At 59.9% G+C, this 18728-nt stretch carries 18 protein-coding genes; 7 read left to right on the forward strand and 11 right to left on the reverse strand.

All coding sequences use genetic code 11. The annotated features are described in order from the left end of the window. Position 1 precedes the first annotated feature (1 nt). Both ASC97_RS15425 and ASC97_RS15430 read left to right on the forward strand, forming a co-directional pair. On the forward strand, positions 2-1204 hold the full coding sequence (locus ASC97_RS15425) for a CaiB/BaiF CoA transferase family protein (RefSeq protein WP_057469159.1): 1203 nt from the start codon (positions 2-4) through the stop codon (positions 1202-1204). Then, the gene (locus ASC97_RS15430; protein ID WP_057469160.1) at positions 1201-2859 is read left to right on the forward strand and encodes a thiamine pyrophosphate-binding protein; all 1659 of its coding nucleotides are present in this window, start codon (positions 1201-1203) and stop codon (positions 2857-2859) included. Before ASC97_RS15425 ends, ASC97_RS15430 begins: the two co-directional genes overlap by 4 nt. 39 nt (positions 2860-2898) lie before the next feature. Here the strand turns inward: ASC97_RS15430 and ASC97_RS15435 are convergent, their stop codons facing one another. The 3 genes from ASC97_RS15435 to ASC97_RS15445 all read right to left on the reverse strand — a co-directional run bounded on the left by ASC97_RS15435 (position 2899) and on the right by ASC97_RS15445 (position 4558). After that, a complete protein-coding gene (locus ASC97_RS15435) occupies positions 2899-3240 on the reverse strand; it encodes a RidA family protein (protein WP_057469161.1) in 342 nt (113 codons plus the stop codon). Between the two features lie 70 nt (positions 3241-3310). Beyond that, complete coding sequence (locus ASC97_RS15440) at positions 3311-3649, reverse strand: TIGR01244 family sulfur transferase (protein ID WP_057469162.1); 339 nt, start codon at positions 3647-3649, stop codon at positions 3311-3313. A 69-nt stretch (positions 3650-3718) separates the two neighbouring features. Further along, positions 3719-4558: a DUF4432 family protein gene (locus tag ASC97_RS15445; protein ID WP_057469163.1), complete on the reverse strand. Its 840-nt coding sequence runs from the start codon at positions 4556-4558 to the stop codon at positions 3719-3721. 243 nt (positions 4559-4801) lie between these two features. Here ASC97_RS15445 and ASC97_RS15450 point away from each other — a divergent pair, with 243 nt between their 5' ends. Continuing rightward, entirely contained in the window at positions 4802-6154 is a 1353-nt protein-coding gene (locus tag ASC97_RS15450; protein WP_057469164.1) for a L,D-transpeptidase family protein, read from the forward strand. A gap of 118 nt (positions 6155-6272) precedes the next feature. Here ASC97_RS15450 and ASC97_RS15455 read toward each other — a convergent pair whose 3' ends face one another. The 8 genes from ASC97_RS15455 to ASC97_RS15490 all read right to left on the reverse strand — a co-directional run bounded on the left by ASC97_RS15455 (position 6273) and on the right by ASC97_RS15490 (position 14634). Further along, positions 6273-6986 (reverse strand): ParA family protein, encoded by a 714-nt coding sequence (locus tag ASC97_RS15455; protein WP_057469165.1) that lies wholly within the window; start codon positions 6984-6986, stop codon positions 6273-6275. 238 nt (positions 6987-7224) lie between these two features. Continuing rightward, the gene (locus tag ASC97_RS15460) at positions 7225-8376 is read right to left on the reverse strand and encodes an iron-containing alcohol dehydrogenase (protein WP_057469166.1); all 1152 of its coding nucleotides are present in this window, start codon (positions 8374-8376) and stop codon (positions 7225-7227) included. Further along, positions 8373-9758, reverse strand: a complete 1386-nt coding sequence (locus ASC97_RS15465; protein ID WP_057469167.1) for an aldehyde dehydrogenase family protein — start codon at positions 9756-9758, stop codon at positions 8373-8375. Before ASC97_RS15465 ends, ASC97_RS15460 begins: the two co-directional genes overlap by 4 nt. A gap of 18 nt (positions 9759-9776) precedes the next feature. Then, positions 9777-10193 (reverse strand): type II toxin-antitoxin system VapC family toxin, encoded by a 417-nt coding sequence (locus ASC97_RS15470; RefSeq protein ID WP_057469168.1) that lies wholly within the window; start codon positions 10191-10193, stop codon positions 9777-9779. Next, positions 10186-10599 (reverse strand): helix-turn-helix transcriptional regulator, encoded by a 414-nt coding sequence (locus ASC97_RS15475; RefSeq protein ID WP_082530015.1) that lies wholly within the window; start codon positions 10597-10599, stop codon positions 10186-10188. The genes ASC97_RS15470 and ASC97_RS15475 overlap by 8 nt, the downstream gene beginning before the upstream one ends. Positions 10600-10670: 71 nt before the next feature. Further along, positions 10671-12038 (reverse strand): glutamine synthetase family protein, encoded by a 1368-nt coding sequence (locus tag ASC97_RS15480; protein WP_057469170.1) that lies wholly within the window; start codon positions 12036-12038, stop codon positions 10671-10673. 151 nt (positions 12039-12189) lie between these two features. Beyond that, a complete protein-coding gene (locus ASC97_RS15485; RefSeq protein WP_057469171.1) occupies positions 12190-13737 on the reverse strand; it encodes an amino acid permease in 1548 nt (515 codons plus the stop codon). Between the two features lie 126 nt (positions 13738-13863). Then, the gene (locus tag ASC97_RS15490) at positions 13864-14634 is read right to left on the reverse strand and encodes an N-formylglutamate amidohydrolase (RefSeq protein ID WP_443216744.1); all 771 of its coding nucleotides are present in this window, start codon (positions 14632-14634) and stop codon (positions 13864-13866) included. 182 nt (positions 14635-14816) lie between these two features. Here ASC97_RS15490 and ASC97_RS15495 point away from each other — a divergent pair, with 182 nt between their 5' ends. From ASC97_RS15495 to ASC97_RS15510, 4 genes are all read left to right on the forward strand, one after another. Further along, a complete protein-coding gene (locus ASC97_RS15495; RefSeq protein WP_057469173.1) occupies positions 14817-15689 on the forward strand; it encodes a MurR/RpiR family transcriptional regulator in 873 nt (290 codons plus the stop codon). Positions 15690-15870: 181 nt separating this feature from the next. Beyond that, on the forward strand, positions 15871-16974 hold the full coding sequence (locus ASC97_RS15500; RefSeq protein WP_057469174.1) for an ABC transporter substrate-binding protein: 1104 nt from the start codon (positions 15871-15873) through the stop codon (positions 16972-16974). 75 nt (positions 16975-17049) lie between these two features. Continuing rightward, a complete protein-coding gene (locus tag ASC97_RS15505; protein WP_057469175.1) occupies positions 17050-17943 on the forward strand; it encodes an ABC transporter permease in 894 nt (297 codons plus the stop codon). Then, the gene (locus ASC97_RS15510; protein ID WP_057469176.1) at positions 17940-18728 is read left to right on the forward strand and encodes an ABC transporter permease; all 789 of its coding nucleotides are present in this window, start codon (positions 17940-17942) and stop codon (positions 18726-18728) included. The genes ASC97_RS15505 and ASC97_RS15510 overlap by 4 nt, the downstream gene beginning before the upstream one ends.

Raw genomic sequence — 18728 nt, forward strand, 5'->3', positions numbered from 1 at the left:
TATGACGGATACCCAGCTCAAGAAGCCGCCGCTTCGCGGCATCCGCGTCATTGAACTCGCCCGCGTGCTTGCCGGCCCATGGGCGGGCCAGATGCTGGCCGATCTCGGCGCCGATGTGATCAAGGTCGAGAATCCCGACGGCGGCGACGATACCCGCCAATGGGGGCCGCCCTTCGTTGAGAGTGCGGACGGTGGGAACCTTTCCGCCGCCTACTATCACTCCACCAATCGCGGCAAGCGATCCGTCACCGCAGACTTGAAGAGCGATGAAGGGCGGGCGCTGGTGCGCCGCCTCGTTGCGACCGCCGATGTCGTCATCGAGAACTTCAAGGTAGGCGGGCTGGTGAAATACGGCCTCGACTACGAGAGCCTGAAGAAAATCAATCCCAAGCTCATCTATTGCTCGATCACCGGCTTTGGCCAGACAGGCCCATATGCAGGGTTGGCCGGCTATGACTATATCGTTCAGGGCATGTCCGGCTTCATGTCGATCACCGGCGAGCCGGAAGGACAGCCGATGAAGGCGGGGGTGGCCATTGCCGATATCTTCACCGGCATCTACGCGGTTTCGGCGATCGAGGCCGCACTTATCCATGCGCTGAAAACCGGCGAGGGCCAATTGGTCGATATGGCGTTGCTCGATGTGCAATCGGCCGTGCTCGCCAACCAGAATATGAACTACCTGATCTCCGGCCGTCCACCGACAAGGCTCGGCAACGCCCACCCGAATATCTCGCCCTACGAGGTCGTGCCGACGGCCGACGGCTATCTCATTCTCGCGATCGGCAACGACGGCCAGTTCGGCCGGCTGTGCTCCATCCTCGGTCTGGAAACCGCCGCCGACGACGAGCGTTTCTCGACCAACAGGGCACGTGTCGCCAACCGCGATGAGGTCCGCCGGCTGGTGTCGACCGAAACCCTGAAGCGGCAGAAAGCCGACCTTCTGCGATCCTGCGAGGAAAACGCGGTTCCGGCAGGCGCGATCAACACCATCGAGGAAATGTTTGCCGACCCGCAAATCGAAGCGCGCGGCCTGCGCATCGACCTTAGGGATTCGGCAGGCACCGTCATTCCCGGCGTGAGGACGCCGGTCGTGCTTTCGCAGACGCCCTTGCGCTACGAAAGGCCGAGCCCGAGGCTGGGAGAGCATCAGGAGGAAGTTCTGGCGGAACTCGCCGAACTGGAGGGAAAGAGATCACCATGAAGAAAACCGGCGGGGAACTGATCGTCGAGGCATTGAAAGCGAACGGAGTGAAACGCCTCTCCTGCGTGCCTGGCGAGAGTTTCCTCGCCGTTCTCGACGCGCTTTATGACAGCGACATCGACGTGGTTGTCTGCCGGCAGGAAGGTGGCGCTGCGATGATGGCCGATGCCTGGGGGCGGCTTACCGGAGAGCCTGGGATCTGCATGGTGACCCGTGGCCCGGGCGCGACGAACGCCTCGGCCGGACTTCACATCGCTCGGCAGGATTCCATCCCGATGATCCTCTTCATCGGCCAGGTGCAGCGCGACGCCCGCGAACGCGAAGCGTTTCAGGAGGTGGAATTCCGCCGCGCCCTCACTGAATACGCCAAATGGGTCGGCGAGATCGACGATGCCGCGCGCATTCCGGAGTTCGTGACCCGCGCCTTTGCGATCGCAACGTCCGGCCGTCCCGGCCCAGTAGTCTTGTCACTGCCCGAAGACATGCTGCGCGATCAAGTCGAAGCGCCCCGCGCCAAGCGCTATGCGCGGGTCGAGGCCCATCCGGGAAGTGGCCAGATCGATGACCTCTACCTCCGCCTTTTGAAAGCCGAACGGCCGATGGTAATCATCGGCGGCACCCGCTGGGACGCGGATGCGGTCGCCGATTTCCAGATTTTCGCCGAACGTTTCAAGCTGCCGGTGGGCTGTTCCTTCCGCCGCCAGATGCTGTTCGATCATCTGCACCCGAGCTACGCCGGCGACGTCGGAATAGGAATCAATCCGGCGCTCGCCAGGGAGATCAAGGAGAGCGACCTGTTGATCCTGCTTGGCAGTCGAATGTCTGAAATGCCCTCCTCCGGCTACACGCTGATCGACGTTCCATACCCGCAGCAATCGCTCGTCCATATCTATCCGGATCCATCCGAGCTTGGCCGCATATACCGGCCGGATCTCGCGATCTCGGCAAGCCCCGAAGATTTCGTCGCCGCGCTGGCCGATCTCGAAGCGCCGGCCGAACCGCTCTGGGCGGAACGCACCGAACGCATGCATCAGGCTTATCTGTCCTGGTCGAAACCGCCGCAGACAGGCCCCGGCGATGTTCACATGGGACCCATCATGGAATGGATCGAGGCCAATACGCGCGCCGACACGATCTTCACCAACGGTGCAGGCAACTATGCGACCTGGCTGCACCGCTTCCACCGATTCCGGCAATTCAACACACAGGCTGCACCGACATCCGGGTCCATGGGGTATGGCCTGCCCGCCGCGGTCGCGGCCAAGCGACTGTTTCCAGACCGCGAAGTGATCTGCTTTGCCGGCGACGGCTGTTTCCTTATGCACGGCCAGGAATTTGCAACCGCCGTCCGCTACCGCCTGCCGATCATCGCCATCGTCATAAATAACGGCATCTACGGCACCATCCGCATGCATCAGGAGCGCGAATATCCCGGCCGCGTCAGCGGCACGGATCTGACGAACCCCGATTTTGCGGCCCTCGCCCGAGCCTATGGCGGGCACGGAGAGACGGTGGAGAAAACCGAGGATTTCGCCCCCGCTTTCGAACGGGCACGCGCCGCCGGCAAACCTTCGATCATCGAGATCAAACTCGATCCCGAAGCGATCACCCCCACCCGCACGCTGTCGGAAATCGCCCAAACAAAAAGCCGGTGAGCGAACCCACCGGCTTTCACAACAGAGATGGCGACGCGTTTAGATCGCGGCCGTCACGATGAACTCGACCTTGTACTTCGGCGCCGCAAGCTTTGCTTCGCTGGTCGCGCGAGCCGGCGTGTTTGCCGGATCGACCCAGGCTTCCCAGGCAGCATTCATTTCCGCGAAGTATGCGATGTCGGAGAGATAGATAATCGTCTGCAGAACCTTCGACTTGCTCGAACCCGCCGCAGCAAGCAGGCGATCGACTTCGCCCAGCGCCGACTTGCACTGCTCGGTTACGCTTTCGCCTTCGCCGACCTGGCCCGCGAGATAAACGGTGTTGCCGTGGATGACCGCGCCGCTCATGCGGGCGCCGACGTCGATGCGCTTGATGCTCATGATGTTCTCCTGGTTATGAAATGAAAGACGCCGCTCAACGGGCGGCGTCAACGATACTCCACGGCCGAGACTAGGCGCGGATATGCTGTGTTTTCTGATAGATCGCCGTCGAGCGGGCACCGGAACGGCAATAGCCGAGCATCGGGCGCGGGAATTCGTCGAGCGCATCGACCATGCCGACGACCGCCTCTTCCGTCACGCCCATCGGGCCGACCGGAACGTGGGCGATATCGAGACCCAGCTCTTTTGCCCGCGCTTCGATGGCGGCAAACGGCGTCTGGTCCATGCTTTCCTGGTCTGGACGATGGCAGACGATGGACTTGAAGCCCATGGCCTTGATCTCGTCGAGTTCCTCGACCGTGATCTGGCCGGAAACCGAATATTCGTCATCGATCTGGCGAATGTCCATCGCTAATCCTCCTGAAACCGTGGGCTGAATGACTACGCCGCCGGATGACCAGCGTCAACCGCGGATCACTCAAACGAAGGCAAAGCTGAGGCCGTAATCGCGGCTTTCGCCGGGCTCCAGCAAGACGAATTCCCCCGCGGCCTCGAGCTCGGATCGCGAGACCCACCGATGCGATACCGGCTCGATGCCGAGCACGTCGGCAGGCGCCTTCTGGTTTCGCCAGACTTGCAGGTGCGGCAAGGTCTCAGCCTTTACACGCACCCTCAGCGTCTTGCCGCCAATGGCAGCGATCGGCCCTAGACGGACTTCGGCAAGGCCATCCTCCGTTGCCGGCGCCTTGACGCAGAAGATGTCCCCAAGCTCGTCTCCGAACCGCCAGGGGAAGCCACCGCCTTCGAGCATCTTGCCCTCCAGCCGCGTCGCGGCGTCGAACCATTTGCCGCCGACGTTCATATGGTACATGAGGAATGTCGGCACCGTCCGGTCGCTGGTATTTACGACCCGGTCGTTGAGATGCGTCTCGCCGGTCTTGCCGTCAATGAACCAATGCCGTTCGATTCGGGCCGGCAATCCCTCCATCGTGGTCAGCTCAATGTCCGCGCGGCACTCCGCGTTGCCGTTTTCAAATTTGGTCCAGAGGACCTTTGGGGCATGCCCAGCGGCGGAGCCGTGCAGAGGGAAGACCTTGCCATCGCTGCGGCCTGGGATGAGGACACGGTGGCGGATGTGATCGGGTCCGCAGGTAAAGAGAAACCCTTGGACCGAATGTGAAATGCGAGCGTCGCCGTCATCCGGAACCGCCGTCTTCGGTGCAATATCGACACCTTCGACAAGGCATCCGCCAATGTCCATCACTGAGGTTTCGTCCAGCATCAGACGCGGCCCACTGGCAGCGGCAAACTCAATCATGATCTCGTCTCCCCGGTTCGTCGGCCGCCGTAGGGTTAGGTTCTGCGCCACGTTTCGTCAATCGCGCAGGCGTTTTGCCCCGACCAAAGATTTCATTGGAACCGCCTGGCGGTCTCAAATGTTTATCACCAAAGAGAAAATCACGAGTTTTTTATCTTTTGTTCAGTACGATTTCATAAATTCCACACTAGCGTCAAAATTCGCAGGTGTGTGTCGGCTCCAGTCACTGAAGGATACGAAGACGTGAATCGCTTTCTTAAATTGGCATTGCCTGGGATAGCAGTGGTACTGGCCGCGACCGCAATGGCTCCAACTGCCAACGCGCAGTTCTTTAGCAATCGCCAGAACAGCGTGGTTTTCGTGGCGCCGAACGGCGATATCCTCGACTACGTCCCTTCGGGTGCCGGCTATACCCGCGACCGTCGCGGCAACAGGGTGCTTGTCGATCGCTATGGCAACATCATTGCGACCGAAGCACGCGCGCGCGGCTACTATCCGCCGCCGCCGAGCCGCGAGGTCTACAACAACGATCCCTATTATGGAGACGAACGGTACGGCGACACGCGCTACTCGGAACGCGGCGCCGTGACAGGCTCGATCCCTCGGGATGCCGCCATCGATCGCCAGCCACTCGACAACCAGCCGTACCCGCAAAGCGACGGTGACTATGCCTCGATCGAGCCGGATCAACAGCAACCCGACATGATGCAGCCGAAGCCGCCGTCGGAGCCTGTGATCACGCTTAAGAACAAGTCGAAGTCGGAGATCGTCGCACTTCAAGTCTTCCTCGACCGTGCTGGCATCTCTCCGGGCGCCATCGACGGCCACATGGGCTCAAATGTCACCAAGGCGATTTACGCCTACCAGGAGATGACTGGCGAGACGCTGGATCCGAACAACACGGATGCCATACTCGAACAGCTCCGCATGTCCGGCGGTCTGCCGCTCGTGAGCTACACCATCACCCCTGCCGACGCTGCCGGTCCATACGTTGCCCAGATTCCCGAGGATTACGCGCACAAGGCCGCACTGTCGTCGCTTGGCTATACCTCCACGACAGAGATGCTGGCAGAGCGCTTTCACATGGACGAGGGCTTCCTGAAGGAAATCAATCCGGGCGTGGACTTCACAGTACCGGGTACAATCGTAAAGGTCGTCAATCCGGGAGAGGTAAAGAGCGGCAGTGTCGCGCGCATTATTGCCGACAAGGGCAAGAAGCAGGTTTTTGCCTACGATGCATCCGGCGGTCTGGTTGCCGCGTACCCCGCATCGATCGGCTCCACCGATACCCCCTCGCCGTCAGGCACGGTGACAGTCGAGCGCGTCGCCTTCAATCCGGGTTATACCTACAATCCGAAGATCAATTTCCAGCAGGGCGCCAACGACAAGATTCTCAACATTCCGCCAGGTCCGAACGGCCCCGTCGGCACAGTCTGGATGGCGCTGTCGAAGCCGACCTACGGCATCCACGGGACCCCTGAACCGTCGAAGATCGGCCGAACCCAAAGCCATGGCTGCATCCGTCTCACCAACTGGGACGCGACCGAACTGGCAAAAATGGTCAAGCCCGGTGTCACCGTCGAATTTGTAGATTGAACCTGAACAAGGTCACATTCGATCCGTGAAGTCGGCTGGGTTTACCCACCGCAGTGCAATGCAGCAACAAAAATGCGCCCTGCGAAGCGGGCGCATTTCTCAGAGATGTCGTTGGTTCCTACGCTGCGGATCGGACAAGCGGGCCCGTCATGCGAGCAGCAGCAGGAAGCCTGACCGGCAGCTTTCTCATGATTTCCTCGGCGAAACAGAGGGCATTCTCGCGCGCTTTCTCGATATTGCTGACGCGCCCCGGATCCATTGAATGCAATGTACCGCCGCAATCGAAGATGTCGCGGAACGCGGAGCGCTCGATGATGGCCGTATCGAGGACCGGCACCTGGCGTTCGCTCAGCAGCGATTTAACCAGCGCCAGCGCGCGAGTCGTGACCATCGAGCTGACGCGGGTCAGCACCACCGAATGGCCGATCCTGATGCCCGCCTTCTCGTCGAGATACTGGAGCAGCTCCAGCACCTGCGCCCCACCGCGTGCGTCCATGGCGCAGCCCTGGATCGGGATAAGCACATGGTCGGAAAGGCCGATCGCGGTCGCCAGCAACGGATTGCGCGCACCTGGCAAATCGATGATGAAGTAGTCGGTGTTATGCTTGTTCTCGGAAATATGTTGCGGCAGTGATGCCGAGGTCACGAAGTCGATCACCGCAATATTTGGAACCTGGCCGGAAACGTCATGCCAGCGGGAAATCCAATGCTGCGGATCGGCGTCCAGGATCGTTACCCGATATCCCTTGTGGGCAAGCTCGGTAGCGAGAAGAAGAACGGCCGTCGTCTTACCGGCTCCGCCCTTGGTGTTTGCAAAAGTAATGACTGGCATGTCTAGTCCTCGAGGGGAAAATCACGAGCCCGATATCGCTCTGTTGCGCACTGTCGGAGCATCGTGCGATTAACGCATCCTTTCCAATCATGGTTAACAATATCTAAACGTGGCAGTCGAAAATGCTGCGTGGATTTTTCGCATCCCTGAAAACAAAGAGATGGAAAGTGTTTCCAGGGAACAAAAAAGCCCGGAAAGCCAGCGCTTTCCGGGCCAAATATCAGGTCCGCCTTTTGTCTCAGAAGCAATCCTTGAAAAGCGCTTTGGTGTTTTCCAGCGTCAAGGCCACCGGGTTGCCGCCGGCGCTTGGATCCTCGATCGCCATCGCCGACAGTTCATCGATCCGATCCGGTGCGATTCCCATCGCCGACAAGGTCTGCGGGACGCCGAGTTCCGAGCGAAGCTTGAGGACGTAATCATAGAAGCCGTCGAAACCTCCGGAAATGCCGAGATAGGCGGCTGCGCGGGCGATCTTATCCTCGATCGCCGAACGATTGAAGCGAAGCACCGCAGGCATCACGACTGCGTTGGTCATGCCGTGATGGGTGTTGTAGACGGCGCCGATCGGATGCGACAACGCGTGGATCGCCCCAAGCCCCTTCTGGAATGCGACAGCGCCCATGGCGGCGGCCGACATCATGTTGGCGCGGGCTTCGAGATCGGTACCTTCCTTGTAAGCACGAGGCAGGAACTCCTTGACGAGGCGCATACCCTCCAGGGCGATGCCGGCGGACATCGGATGGTAGAAGGGCGAAGAGTACGCTTCCAGGCAATGCGCGAAGGCGTCCATGCCGGTGCCCGCCGTAATGATCTTCGGCATCCCGACCGTCAGCTCCGGATCGGCGATGACGACGCCCGGCAGGAACTTCGGATGGAAGATGATCTTCTTTACATGCGTCTCGGAGTTGGTGATGACGCTGGCCCGGCCGACTTCCGAGCCGGTGCCGGCCGTCGTCGGCACCGCCACGATCGGCGCGATACCCTCGACGCTCGCGCGCGTCCACCAGTCGCCGATGTCCTCGAAGTCCCACACCGGTCGTGTCTGCCCGGCCATGAAGGCAACGCATTTGCCAAGATCGAGGCCCGAGCCGCCGCCGAAGGCGACGACACCGTCATGACCGCCATCCTTGAACGCCTTCACGCCGGCGTCGAGGTTCTTCTCGTTCGGGTTTGGATCGACGTCGGCGAAGATCGCGCGGCCGAGACCCGCGTCGTCCAGGATGTCCAGCGCGTTCTTGGTAATCGCCATCGACGCGAGGCCGCGATCGGTGATCAGCAGCGGCTTCCTGATGCCGAGGCTCTTGCAGGCATCCGCCAGTTCCTTGATCCGGCCGCGGCCGAGCTTGAAGGCTGTCGGATAGCTCCAATTGGCAGTGATATGCGCACTCATGCTGTTACCTTCTTCAAATGATAGGATTTCGGACGCGTCAGATTCTGGAAGCCGATGATGGAGAGCGAGCCGCCACGTCCCGTTTCCTTGACCCCGGTCCAGCATAGAGCCGGATCGAGATAGTCGGCTCGGTTCATGAAGACTGTACCGGTTTCGATTTCGCGACCAAGCCGCCCTGCCCGTTCCGCATCCCTGGTCCAGAGCGAAGCCGTCAGCCCGTACTGGCTGTCGTTCATCAGCGCGATCGCCTCGTCGTCGCTCTTCACCTTCATGATGCCGACGGCCGGGCCAAAGGTTTCTTCGCGCATGAAGGCCATGGAGTGGTCGACGTTGACGAGGACCTGCGGCGCCAGGTAGGCACCGCCGTCATCGGCCGGGAAAAGCTTCGGATCGACCAGCGCCTTGGCACCGTTGGCAACGGCATCGGCGATCTGCTCGCGCACGACCTTGGCGAACCGCTTGTTGGCCATCGGGCCGAGCGACGTCTCCGGATCGAGCGGGTTGCCGAGCTTGTAGTTCGACACCCAGGCAACCGACTTCTCGACGAAGTTGTCATAGAGAGACTCGTGCACATAGATGCGCTCGATACCGCAGCAGCATTGCCCCGAATTGTAGGTCGCGCCGTCCATCAGCGTATCGACGGCCGCGTCGAGGTCGGCGTCTTCCATCACATAACCCGGATCCTTGCCGCCAAGCTCGAGCCCGAGACCGGTGAAGGTACCGGCCGCGGCGCGCTCCATGGACCGTCCACCTTCGACCGAACCGGTGAAATTGACGAAATTGAAGCTGCCCGCAGCGATCAGCGCCGAGGTGGTTTCGTGATCGAGGAAAACATTCTGGAACACGTCCTCCGGAACGCCTGCTTCCACGAAAGCCTGCACCAGCCGTTCGCCGACGAGCAGCGTCTGCGACGCGTGCTTCAGCACGACCGTGTTGCCGGCCATCAGCGCCGGAGCGATCGTGTTGATCGCCGTCATGTAGGGATAGTTCCACGGGGCCACGACGAAAACGACGCCGTGCGCCTCGCGCTCGATCCGCCGCTCGAACTTGTCGCTCTCCTCGACGACGAGCGGCGCCAGCGCATCGGCCGCGATCGAGGCTACGTAGTTGGAGCGCTCGTTGAAGCCCTTGTATTCGCCGCCGTAGCGGATCGGCCTGCCCATCTGCCAGGCAAGCTCCGGCACGACGACGTCGGACATCTCGTTCAGCCGTGCGGCGCCCTTCAGCACGAGCTGGACACGGTCTTCAAGCGGCCGCTTTGCCCAGGACTTCTGCGCCTTGCGGGCGCGCGCCACGACCTCTTTCGCCGCTTCCAGCGACAGCGCCGGACGCTCGGCGTAGACCGATCCATCGATCGGTGAAATGCATTGGATCATTGGCATTCTCTTCAGACTCCAGTTCTAACAGACCAGGGTTTTCACGTGGCCGGCGGCGCCATAGGCGAGAATCGCTCTATCGCGGGTGATGATGGTCAGATCGTGTTCGCGCGCGGTGGCGATAATGATGCGGTCGGTCGGATCGTTGTGGACCGGCGCAGGCAGATAGGAAGACGCAATCAGCACTTCGGGTGTAGCCTCCGCCACGTTTAGGTTGCCCAATCGAACGACATCGTCGAACCACATCAATGCAGTCTTGGTGGTCGGCAATCGTCCTCGCGCGACAAGCATGCCGATTTCCCAGGCTGACATCGCCGAAACAGCAATGACGCCGCCTGCACTGCGAACCCGGACCAGTTCCTGCTTCGCGTCCGAGGCGACAGCCTCCCCGTGCGCCATCCAAATCATGGCACACGTGTCAAGCAGCAGCCCCTCACTCATCGGTGTAGACCTTACCCCAATCGGGATCGGCAGGCGCCGTCAAATCAAGATCCGGCAGTAGTGTCATAGTTCCCTTCATGCAGCCGAAGATGGGATCGTCGAACGCGCCGTCGCCGGTCGAAACCAGCTTCGGTTTCGTCCCCTCCAACGCCTTGCCGATAGATCTCGTCTGTTTCTTATCTTCAAAGCCTCGACCCATTCCGCGTCTGTGCGCTGCGATTTCCTGAATCGTAACGCCAAGAAAGTCAGCGAGATGATCCTGCTCCTCCGCGCTCATCTTCCTCTCACCCTTTAACAGCCGGGACACCGCACTCCTGTCGATCTCGAGCCAGCGCGCGAGGTCACTTTGATTTTTACCCGCAAGATTCAATTGTTGCAGAAACCATTCGGTATCGAACTGTCGCATAACCTCACCAAACGATGTGAAACCGTCAACAAAATACCGCATGTTGACAATTTCACAACGCCAATCAACGACTATGCTCTTTCGAAACCGCGCGCCACTTCCCAGTCGGTGATGCGACGGTCGTACTCTTCCTGCTCCCATTCGGCAGCGCGGGTATAATGGTCGACGACCTCGTCGCCGAAGGCTTTGCGGAGCATCTTGGACTTGGTCATCGTTGCCGTCGCAGCACGCAACGTCCGCGGAATCTCCCGGACGCGGCGAGCGCCATAGGCGTCGCCGACGAATGGATCCTCGAGCGTCAGCTTGTTCTCGATGCCGTCGATGCCGGCGGCAAGCAGCGCGGCGAAGGCAAGATACGGATTGAGGTCGGAACCGCCGACGCGGCATTCGATGCGGATTGCCTTGGTGTCGTCGCCGCACAGACGATACCCTGCCGTGCGGTTGTCCTTGCTCCAGACGGCCTTCGTCGGTGCGAAAGTGCCGGCCATGAAACGCTTGTAGGAATTGATGTAAGGCGCAAGGAAATAGGTGATCTCGCTCGCATGGCTCAGCAAGCCGGCGACGTAATTCTCCATGAGCGGCGACATGCCGTACTTGCCCTGCTCGTCAAAGAACAGCGGCGTCTTGCCGTCCGCGCTCCAAAGCGACTGGTGGATATGCGAGGAGCTGCCAGCCGCGTTGTAGTGCCACTTGGCGAGGAACGTGATGGCCTTGCCTTTCGACCAGGCGATTTCCTTGCAGCCGTTCTTGATGATCGCATGACGGTCCGCCATCGTCAGGGCGTCCGCGTAGCGAACATTGATTTCCTCCTGGCCGGCGGAGGCCTCGCCCTTCGAATTCTCGACAGGAATGCCGGCCCCCTGCAGGCCCGTGCGGATCGCCCTCATGACCTCTTCTTCCTTGGTCGTCTGGAAGATGTGGTAGTCCTCGTTGTAGGCGCTGGCGAGCTTGAGATTGCGGTAGCCGGACGTATGTGCCGACTCGTAGGTCTGGTCGAAAAGGAAAAATTCGAGCTCGGAGGCCATGAAAGCCTTCATGCCCATATCCTCAAGCCGCTTGATCTGTTTCTTCAGGACGGCGCGTGGCGAATGCGGCACGTCTTCATGCGTGTGATGATCGAGAAGGTCGCATAGCACAAGCGCCGTCCCTTCGAGCCACGGAATACGACGCAGCGTCGAAAGGTCGGGCTTCATCGTGTAGTCGCCGTAGCCCTTTTCCCAGCTCGTTGCCTTGTAGCCGGAGACGGTTTCCATCTCCATGTCGGTCGCGACGAGATAGTTGCAGCTGTGCGTCTCCTTCCAGGCGCTCTCCAGGAAAAACTCGGCCTGGAAACGCTTGCCCATCAGGCGGCCCTGCATGTCTATCTGGCATGCCAGAACAGTGTCGATGCGCCCGTCGGCAACATCCTGCTTGAGGTCGTCGAGAGTGTAGATGCTCATGATAAATCCGCCTGAACTATGAATAGGGAAATCGGGGCAACGAAAGGGCATGCCGTGGCTCAAGCCTGGCGGCCCGTCTGATGCATTTTCGTTGAGCCGGGAAACGGGGCCGCCGGAAACGGCCCCGTCATCGAAGAGGGAAGCCTCAGGCTCAGTTTTCGCCCACCGCCTTCTCGGCGGCCGCAATTTCTGCCTGACGGCGAGCGACTTCCTCGCCGATCGGCGGACCCTTGAAGCGACGGTTTTCGAAGCCGAACCAGACGATCGCGGTCAGGACCAGGAAGCCGACCGTGACGTACAGCGCCGGGCCGTTCGGCGGCTGAACGCCGAGAACGAAGATCAGGATCATCGCCAGGATCGTCAGGACGGAGAACAATTTGTACATGCCTTCGCCGATGTTCCACGGACCCATCTTGTCCCACTTGGACGTACCCCAGGCGAAGAGGCCGAGCGTGATCGGGATCGCGAAGGAGAAGAACAGGAAGATGACCGTGCAGGAAACGACGATCGTGTAAACCGGCGTATCGCCGATCGAGACGAGCGACGAACCCCAGACGAACAGAACCGAGAGGATCGAACCGGTCCAGATCGCGGCAACCGGCGTACGGTACTTCGGGCTGACCTTGGCAAGAGCCTTGGATGCCGGCAAACCGCCGTCACGCGAGAAGGCGAAGATCATGCGCGAGACCGAGGTAACGGTCGCAAGGCCGCACAGCCATTGGCTGACGAGGATGGCGAAGTAGAGCACATCCTTGACGAGAGGATTGACCTGGCTGTCCATGGCCCAGAAGAACACGTTCCAGCCCTGCTTGGCCGCATCGTCCATGCTCGGCAGCATCAGAACGAACGAGCAAAGCATGATGTAGCCGAAAAGCGCCGACCAGAGGACGGAGGCAACCATACCGCGCGGAACGGAATGGGCTGCCTTGACCGTTTCTTCTGATGTATGCGCCGACGCATCGTAGCCGGTGATCGTGTAGATCGGCAGCAGCAGACCGAGCAGGAAGACCCACATGCCCGAAGTCGCCGGCCAGACGTTGCCGCCCGCTTCGCCGGAATAGTTGGCGAAGGTGAAGAGACGAGCCACATCGTAGGACGGTGCAGACAGCAGGCACACCGCCGACAGAACGATTGCCGTTGCGAAGATCAGATAGCCCGAGAAATCGGTGAGCTTCGCAGTCAATCCGATGCCCATGTGGTTCACGAGCGCCTGTGCGCCGGTGATGATCACCAGGAAGACGATGCGCACCGCCGTGGTATCCGTCAGGCCGAAGTAGCTCGTGCCGAAGGAGCCCATGAAGAAGTAGTAGGTGCCGACGTTGATGGCGCCGAGAACCGTGACCAGACCCAGCAGATTGAACCAGGCGGTCAGCCAGCCGGTAAAGCGATTGCCGAGGATCGAACCCCAGTGATAGAGGCCGCCGGCCGTTGGATAGGCCGAGCTGATCTGCGCCATTGCAACGGCAAACACCAGCGAGACGAAGCAGCCGACCGGCCAGCCGATGCCGATCGCAGCGCCGCCCGCACCGGCGGTCGCCTGTGCGAGCGAGTTGATACCACCTGAAAGAATGCAAATAATGGAAAACGAGACGGCAAAATTCGAGAACGAGCTCATGCGTCGTTCAAGCTCCTGAGCATAGCCCATGGAGTGCAGGATGTGCACATCCTGCTTTTTGTCGAGTTCCGAGTAATCGGACATGACTTCCCCCTGTATAGCGATCAGCCGCGGGATTGCGGCCGATTATCCAGTGCCAAAGTGCCCGTGACGTTTTCGCCTACGGGCGGATCGCAGTTAGACTGCTCCCTGGGGTCTTATGTTTTGTTGTCAGGCGTCCAGGCTCTGCTGGAGCAGCCCCGTCAGATAGCCGGCCATGACCCCTTGACCTGCTTCGTCTGAGATGAGGTCGTTGCGGACCTCGATCATTACATTGCGAAACCCGTTCGAAAGCCCGTGCAGGATCAGCGTGTGCGTCACGCCGTCCACAGGGCCGTAGGGTTCGTTGCGTTCTACTTTGTAAAGCGGCGCGCCAGTCGCTGCGACCGTGAGCATACGGTCCGCGAGACGGCTGTCTTCGTCGTGCAAAATCCCGATTTCCACGGCGCGCGACTTGCCGTGATATACGGGAGTGAAGCTATGGACGGTTGCAATCACGGTCTCCTGCCCCCTCGCCCTGCGGTCGCGAATCAGCGCCCGAATAGCGTCGTGGAAAGGAATATACAACGCTTCTGTGCGCGCGTGTCGTTCTTCCGGGCTGAGATGCGCATTGCCGGGAACATCGTAGACTTCGCTCTTCTCCGGCATGGCGCCCGCAGCGTCCGGCGGCCTGTTGCAGTCGTAGATCAGCCGCGAAAAACGCTGGTACACCAGTGTTGCATCGAGCGCATCCGAAATGCCCCGAGCAACTGCAAGCGCGCCCGGATCCCATGCGATATGACTGCTCAGCGCATCCATGGAAAGCCCGAGCGTGCCATAGCGCTCGGGAAGCAGGCGGGAGGCGTGCTCGCAAACGACAAGCAATGGACTTCTGCCGTTCGGCCGCTCGACCGCGACGCTCTCGCCATCCGACTTGCTCAGGACCTCGAACTCAGCAGGCATCACAGCCGAACCATCCCAATCATTAATAAAATACTTATAAGAAAAGAATTCTTCAGGTTTGATCCCCTGTCAAGCGCATCCTGAAAAAATCTTTTCACAACAGCAGTTGACATGGATTGTGACAGCGTTGTTAACTTTCAGTGGGAAAGTGGCACAAGACCAATCCCGGGGAGCAAGATCGCGTGACCGTGGCGTCGAAAACAGTTTCGGACGTAATCCACTCGCATTTTGGCACGCTCACGCGCGCCGAGAAGCAGTTGGCTGAAAGTCTGCTTGATAACTATCCTGTCTCCGGACTGGGCAGCATCACCACGATTGCCGAAAATGCCGGCGTATCGACGCCGACCGTCGTACGCATGGTTCAGAAGCTCGGCTTCAAAGGCTATCCCGACTTTCAGGCGCACCTGCATCAGGAAGTCGAAGCAACGATTTCCAATCCGATCGCAAAGCACGACCGCTGGGCGTCCAACGCGCCCGGCACGCACATCCTGAACCGCTTTGCCGACGCGATCATGGGCAATCTGCGACAGACGCTGAGCGGCCTCGACACGGCAACCTTCGACAGCGTTGCTTCGCTCCTGTCCGAGCGCAAGCGTGGACTGTATTTCGTCGGCGGCCGTATCACCGGGGCGCTGGCCGAATACTTCTTCACGCATATGCAGGTCATTCGCCCGAACACCACGCTGCTTTCGTCGAATTCCAGCAGCTGGCCGCAATATGTTCTGAACATGAGCCCCGGCAGCCTGCTGATCATCTTCGATATCCGCCGCTACGAGCAGGAGATGGTGAGCCTTGCCACCGCGGCACGCAAGAGCGGCGCGGAGATCATCGTTTTTACCGATCAATGGGGTTCTCCGGTCGCCAAGCTGGCACGCCATACGTTTCGCGTGCAGATCGAGGCACCATCGGCCTGGGATTCTTCCGTTGTCACGCTTTTCATCGTCGAGGCGCTTATCGAAGCGGTTCAGAACTCGACATGGGATGAAACGAAAGTGCGTATGAAAACGCTGGAGGGGCTATTCGAGCAGACCAAGCTCTTCCGCAAACTTGGCTAGGAGGGAAAAGTACGGCAGAAAAATGACAACGTGGCACAAGCGAAGGAACGCGTCGTAAATGAAACATCATCGCCAAATGCCTGCGATACAAAGAAAAATTAACGTCATTGAACTGTCACGAAAGCTTCACGTAACGTCAGTAACAGCATCGTCGGACACTGAAACCTGAAGGAGAACAACAGTGATCTCTAATATTTCTAGACTGCTTTCGCTTTCGACTGCAATTGTTGTGGCTTCAACTGCAATTGCAGCTGCGGAGCCAAGCGCCGAACTCATCGCTGCCGCCAAGAAGGAAGGCACCCTGACGACGATCGCCCTTCCGCACGACTGGTGCGGCTACGGCGACGTCATCGCCGGTTTCAAGGCCAAGTACGGCCTGGAAGTCAACGAACTGAACCCGGACGCAGGTTCGGGCGATGAAATCGAAGCAATCAAGGCCAACAAGGGCAACACCGGCCCGCAGGCTCCCGACGTGATCGACGTCGGTCTCTCCTTCGGCCCGTCGGCAAAGGCCGATGGCCTGATCCAGCCCTACAAGGTTTCGACCTGGGACTCCATTCCCGACAGCGCCAAGGATGCCGACGGCTTCTGGTATGGCGACTACTACGGCGTCCTCTCTTTCCTGGTGAACAAGGACCTCGTCAAGGAATCCCCGGCGGATTGGGCTGACCTCAAGAAGAGCGACTACGCCAACACGGTAGCCCTTGCTGGCGACCCGCGCTCGGCCAACCAGGCTGTTCAGGGCGTGTTCGCTGCCGGCCTCTCCGCCGCAGGCGGCGACGTTGCCAAGGCCGGCGACGAAGGCCTGAAGTTCTTTGCCGAACTCAACAAGAGCGGCAACTTCGTTCCGGTGACCGGCAAGGCCGCTCCGTTTGCTCAGGGCTCGACCCCGATCATCGTTGCCTGGGACTACAACGCTCTTTCGTGGGGCGAAAGCCTGAAGGGTAACCCGCCGTTTGAAGTCGTCGTACCGAAGACGGGTGTCGTCGCCGGCGTCTACGTTCAGGCGATCTCCGCTTTCGCTCCGCATCCGAATGCAGCAAAGCTCTGGATGGAATACCTTTATTCGGACGAAGGTCAGCTCGGCTGGCTGAAGGGATATTGCCACCCGATCCGGTTCAACGATCTTGCAAAGAACAACAAGATCCCGAAGGAACTGCTCGACAAGCTTCCGCCGGCGGCTGCCTATGAAAAGGCAATCTTCCCGACGCTTGAACAGCAGGGGGCAGCCAAGGAAACCATCACCAAGAACTGGGATTCCGTGGTTGGCGCTAACGTCAAGTAACTGAAATAAGTGCCTCTCCGCTGCCCTGGGTGGCGGAGAGGTGTCCCTGTCTACCGCCCGATAAGGCTGTCGTATATGAGCAGTGTTTCAACACCCGTGGCCAGCACCACGCCCCTGATAAATCGCGACAGGGTTATCGACTGGCTCGGCATAGCGCCATTCATGATATTCGCGCTGATGTTTCTCATCATCCCGACAGTGTATCTGGTAGCGGGCGCATTCCTGACACCGGAAGGCGATCTTACCCTCAAGAATATCGCCGACCTGTTCACGCCTTCCATCATGAGCGCCTACTGGATCAGTATCAAGGTGTCGGTTGCATCCGCTCTCGGCGGCGCGCTGATCGGCTTCATGCTCGCTTGGGCAGTCGTGCTCGGGGGTCTTCCCCAGTGGGTCCGCTCCGGCCTTCTGACCTTTTCCGGTGTCGCATCGAACTTCGCCGGAGTACCGCTCGCCTTCGCCTTCCTCGCCACGCTCGGACGCACCGGTCTCGTCACCGTTCTGATGCGTGATTGGTTCGGCTTCAATCTCTATTCGACGGGCTTCAACCTTCTGAGCTTCCTCGGCTTGACGCTTACCTACATGTACTTCCAGATCCCGCTGATGGTGCTGATCCTGACGCCGGCGCTGGACGGCATGAAGAAGGAGTGGAAGGAAGCCGCGTCGATCCTCGGCGCCTCGAACGGCCAATACTGGCGCATGATCGCCTTTCCAATCCTCTGGCCGAGCCTGATGGGCACCACCCTGCTCCTGTTCGCCAACGCCTTCGGCGCCATCGCGACGGCGTATGCCCTGACAGGAAGCGCGCTCAATATCGTGCCGATCCTTCTCTACGCACAGATCCGCGGAGACGTGCTTCACAATGCCAACCTGGGATACGCGCTGGCGCTTGGCATGATCGTCATCACCGGCCTGTCCAACCTGTTCTACATCCTGCTGCGCATGCGCGCTGAACGGTGGCAAAAATGAAGACATCCCGCCTTGGAGCATGGATCGCCACAGCACTCGGCGCGATCTATTTCGTATTGCCGCTGATCGCCACGATCGAATTCTCGCTGCGCATGCGGCGCGGCACATATAGTTTCGACGCCTATGCTTCGGTCTTTTCCGATGTCCAATTCCGGCAAACCTTCGGCTTTTCGATGCTGATGGCACTGCTGACCATCGTGTTCGGCATGCTTCTCGTCGTGCCGACCGCCTACTGGGTTCGCCTGCGCCTGCCGCAGATCCGTCCCGTGGTCGAATTCATCACCTTGCTGCCCCTGGTCATCCCGGCCATCGTCATCGTCTTCGGCTATCTCAGAATGTACAACTCGTCATCGATGTTGCCCTTGACCGGCTCGACGACGGGCACCAACATCCTGCTCGTCTTCTCCTACATGACGCTTTCCCTGCCCTACATGTATCGGGCGGTCGATACCGCAATGCGCGCAATCGACGTCCGCACCCTGACGGAAGCCGCCGAAAGCCTCGGCGCGAGGTGGACGACGATCATGTTCAAGTGCATTTTCCCGAATGTCATGAGCGGCGTGCTTTCGGGCGCGTTCATCACGCTCGCAATCGTCATGGGTGAATTCACCATGGCAGCCCTCCTCAATCGTCCGGCTTTCGGTCCATATTTGCAGCTGGTCGGCGCCAATCGCGCTTACGAACCATCGGCGCTGGCGGTCATCGCCTTCTCGATCACCTGGCTCAGCATGGGCCTGCTCCAACTCGTCTCCCGCTTCCACAGAGCCGCCCCGGCTAAGTCGTAA

It is taken from the genome of Rhizobium sp. Root1203 (genome assembly GCF_001424945.1).
Taxonomy (GTDB): domain Bacteria; phylum Pseudomonadota; class Alphaproteobacteria; order Rhizobiales; family Rhizobiaceae; genus Rhizobium.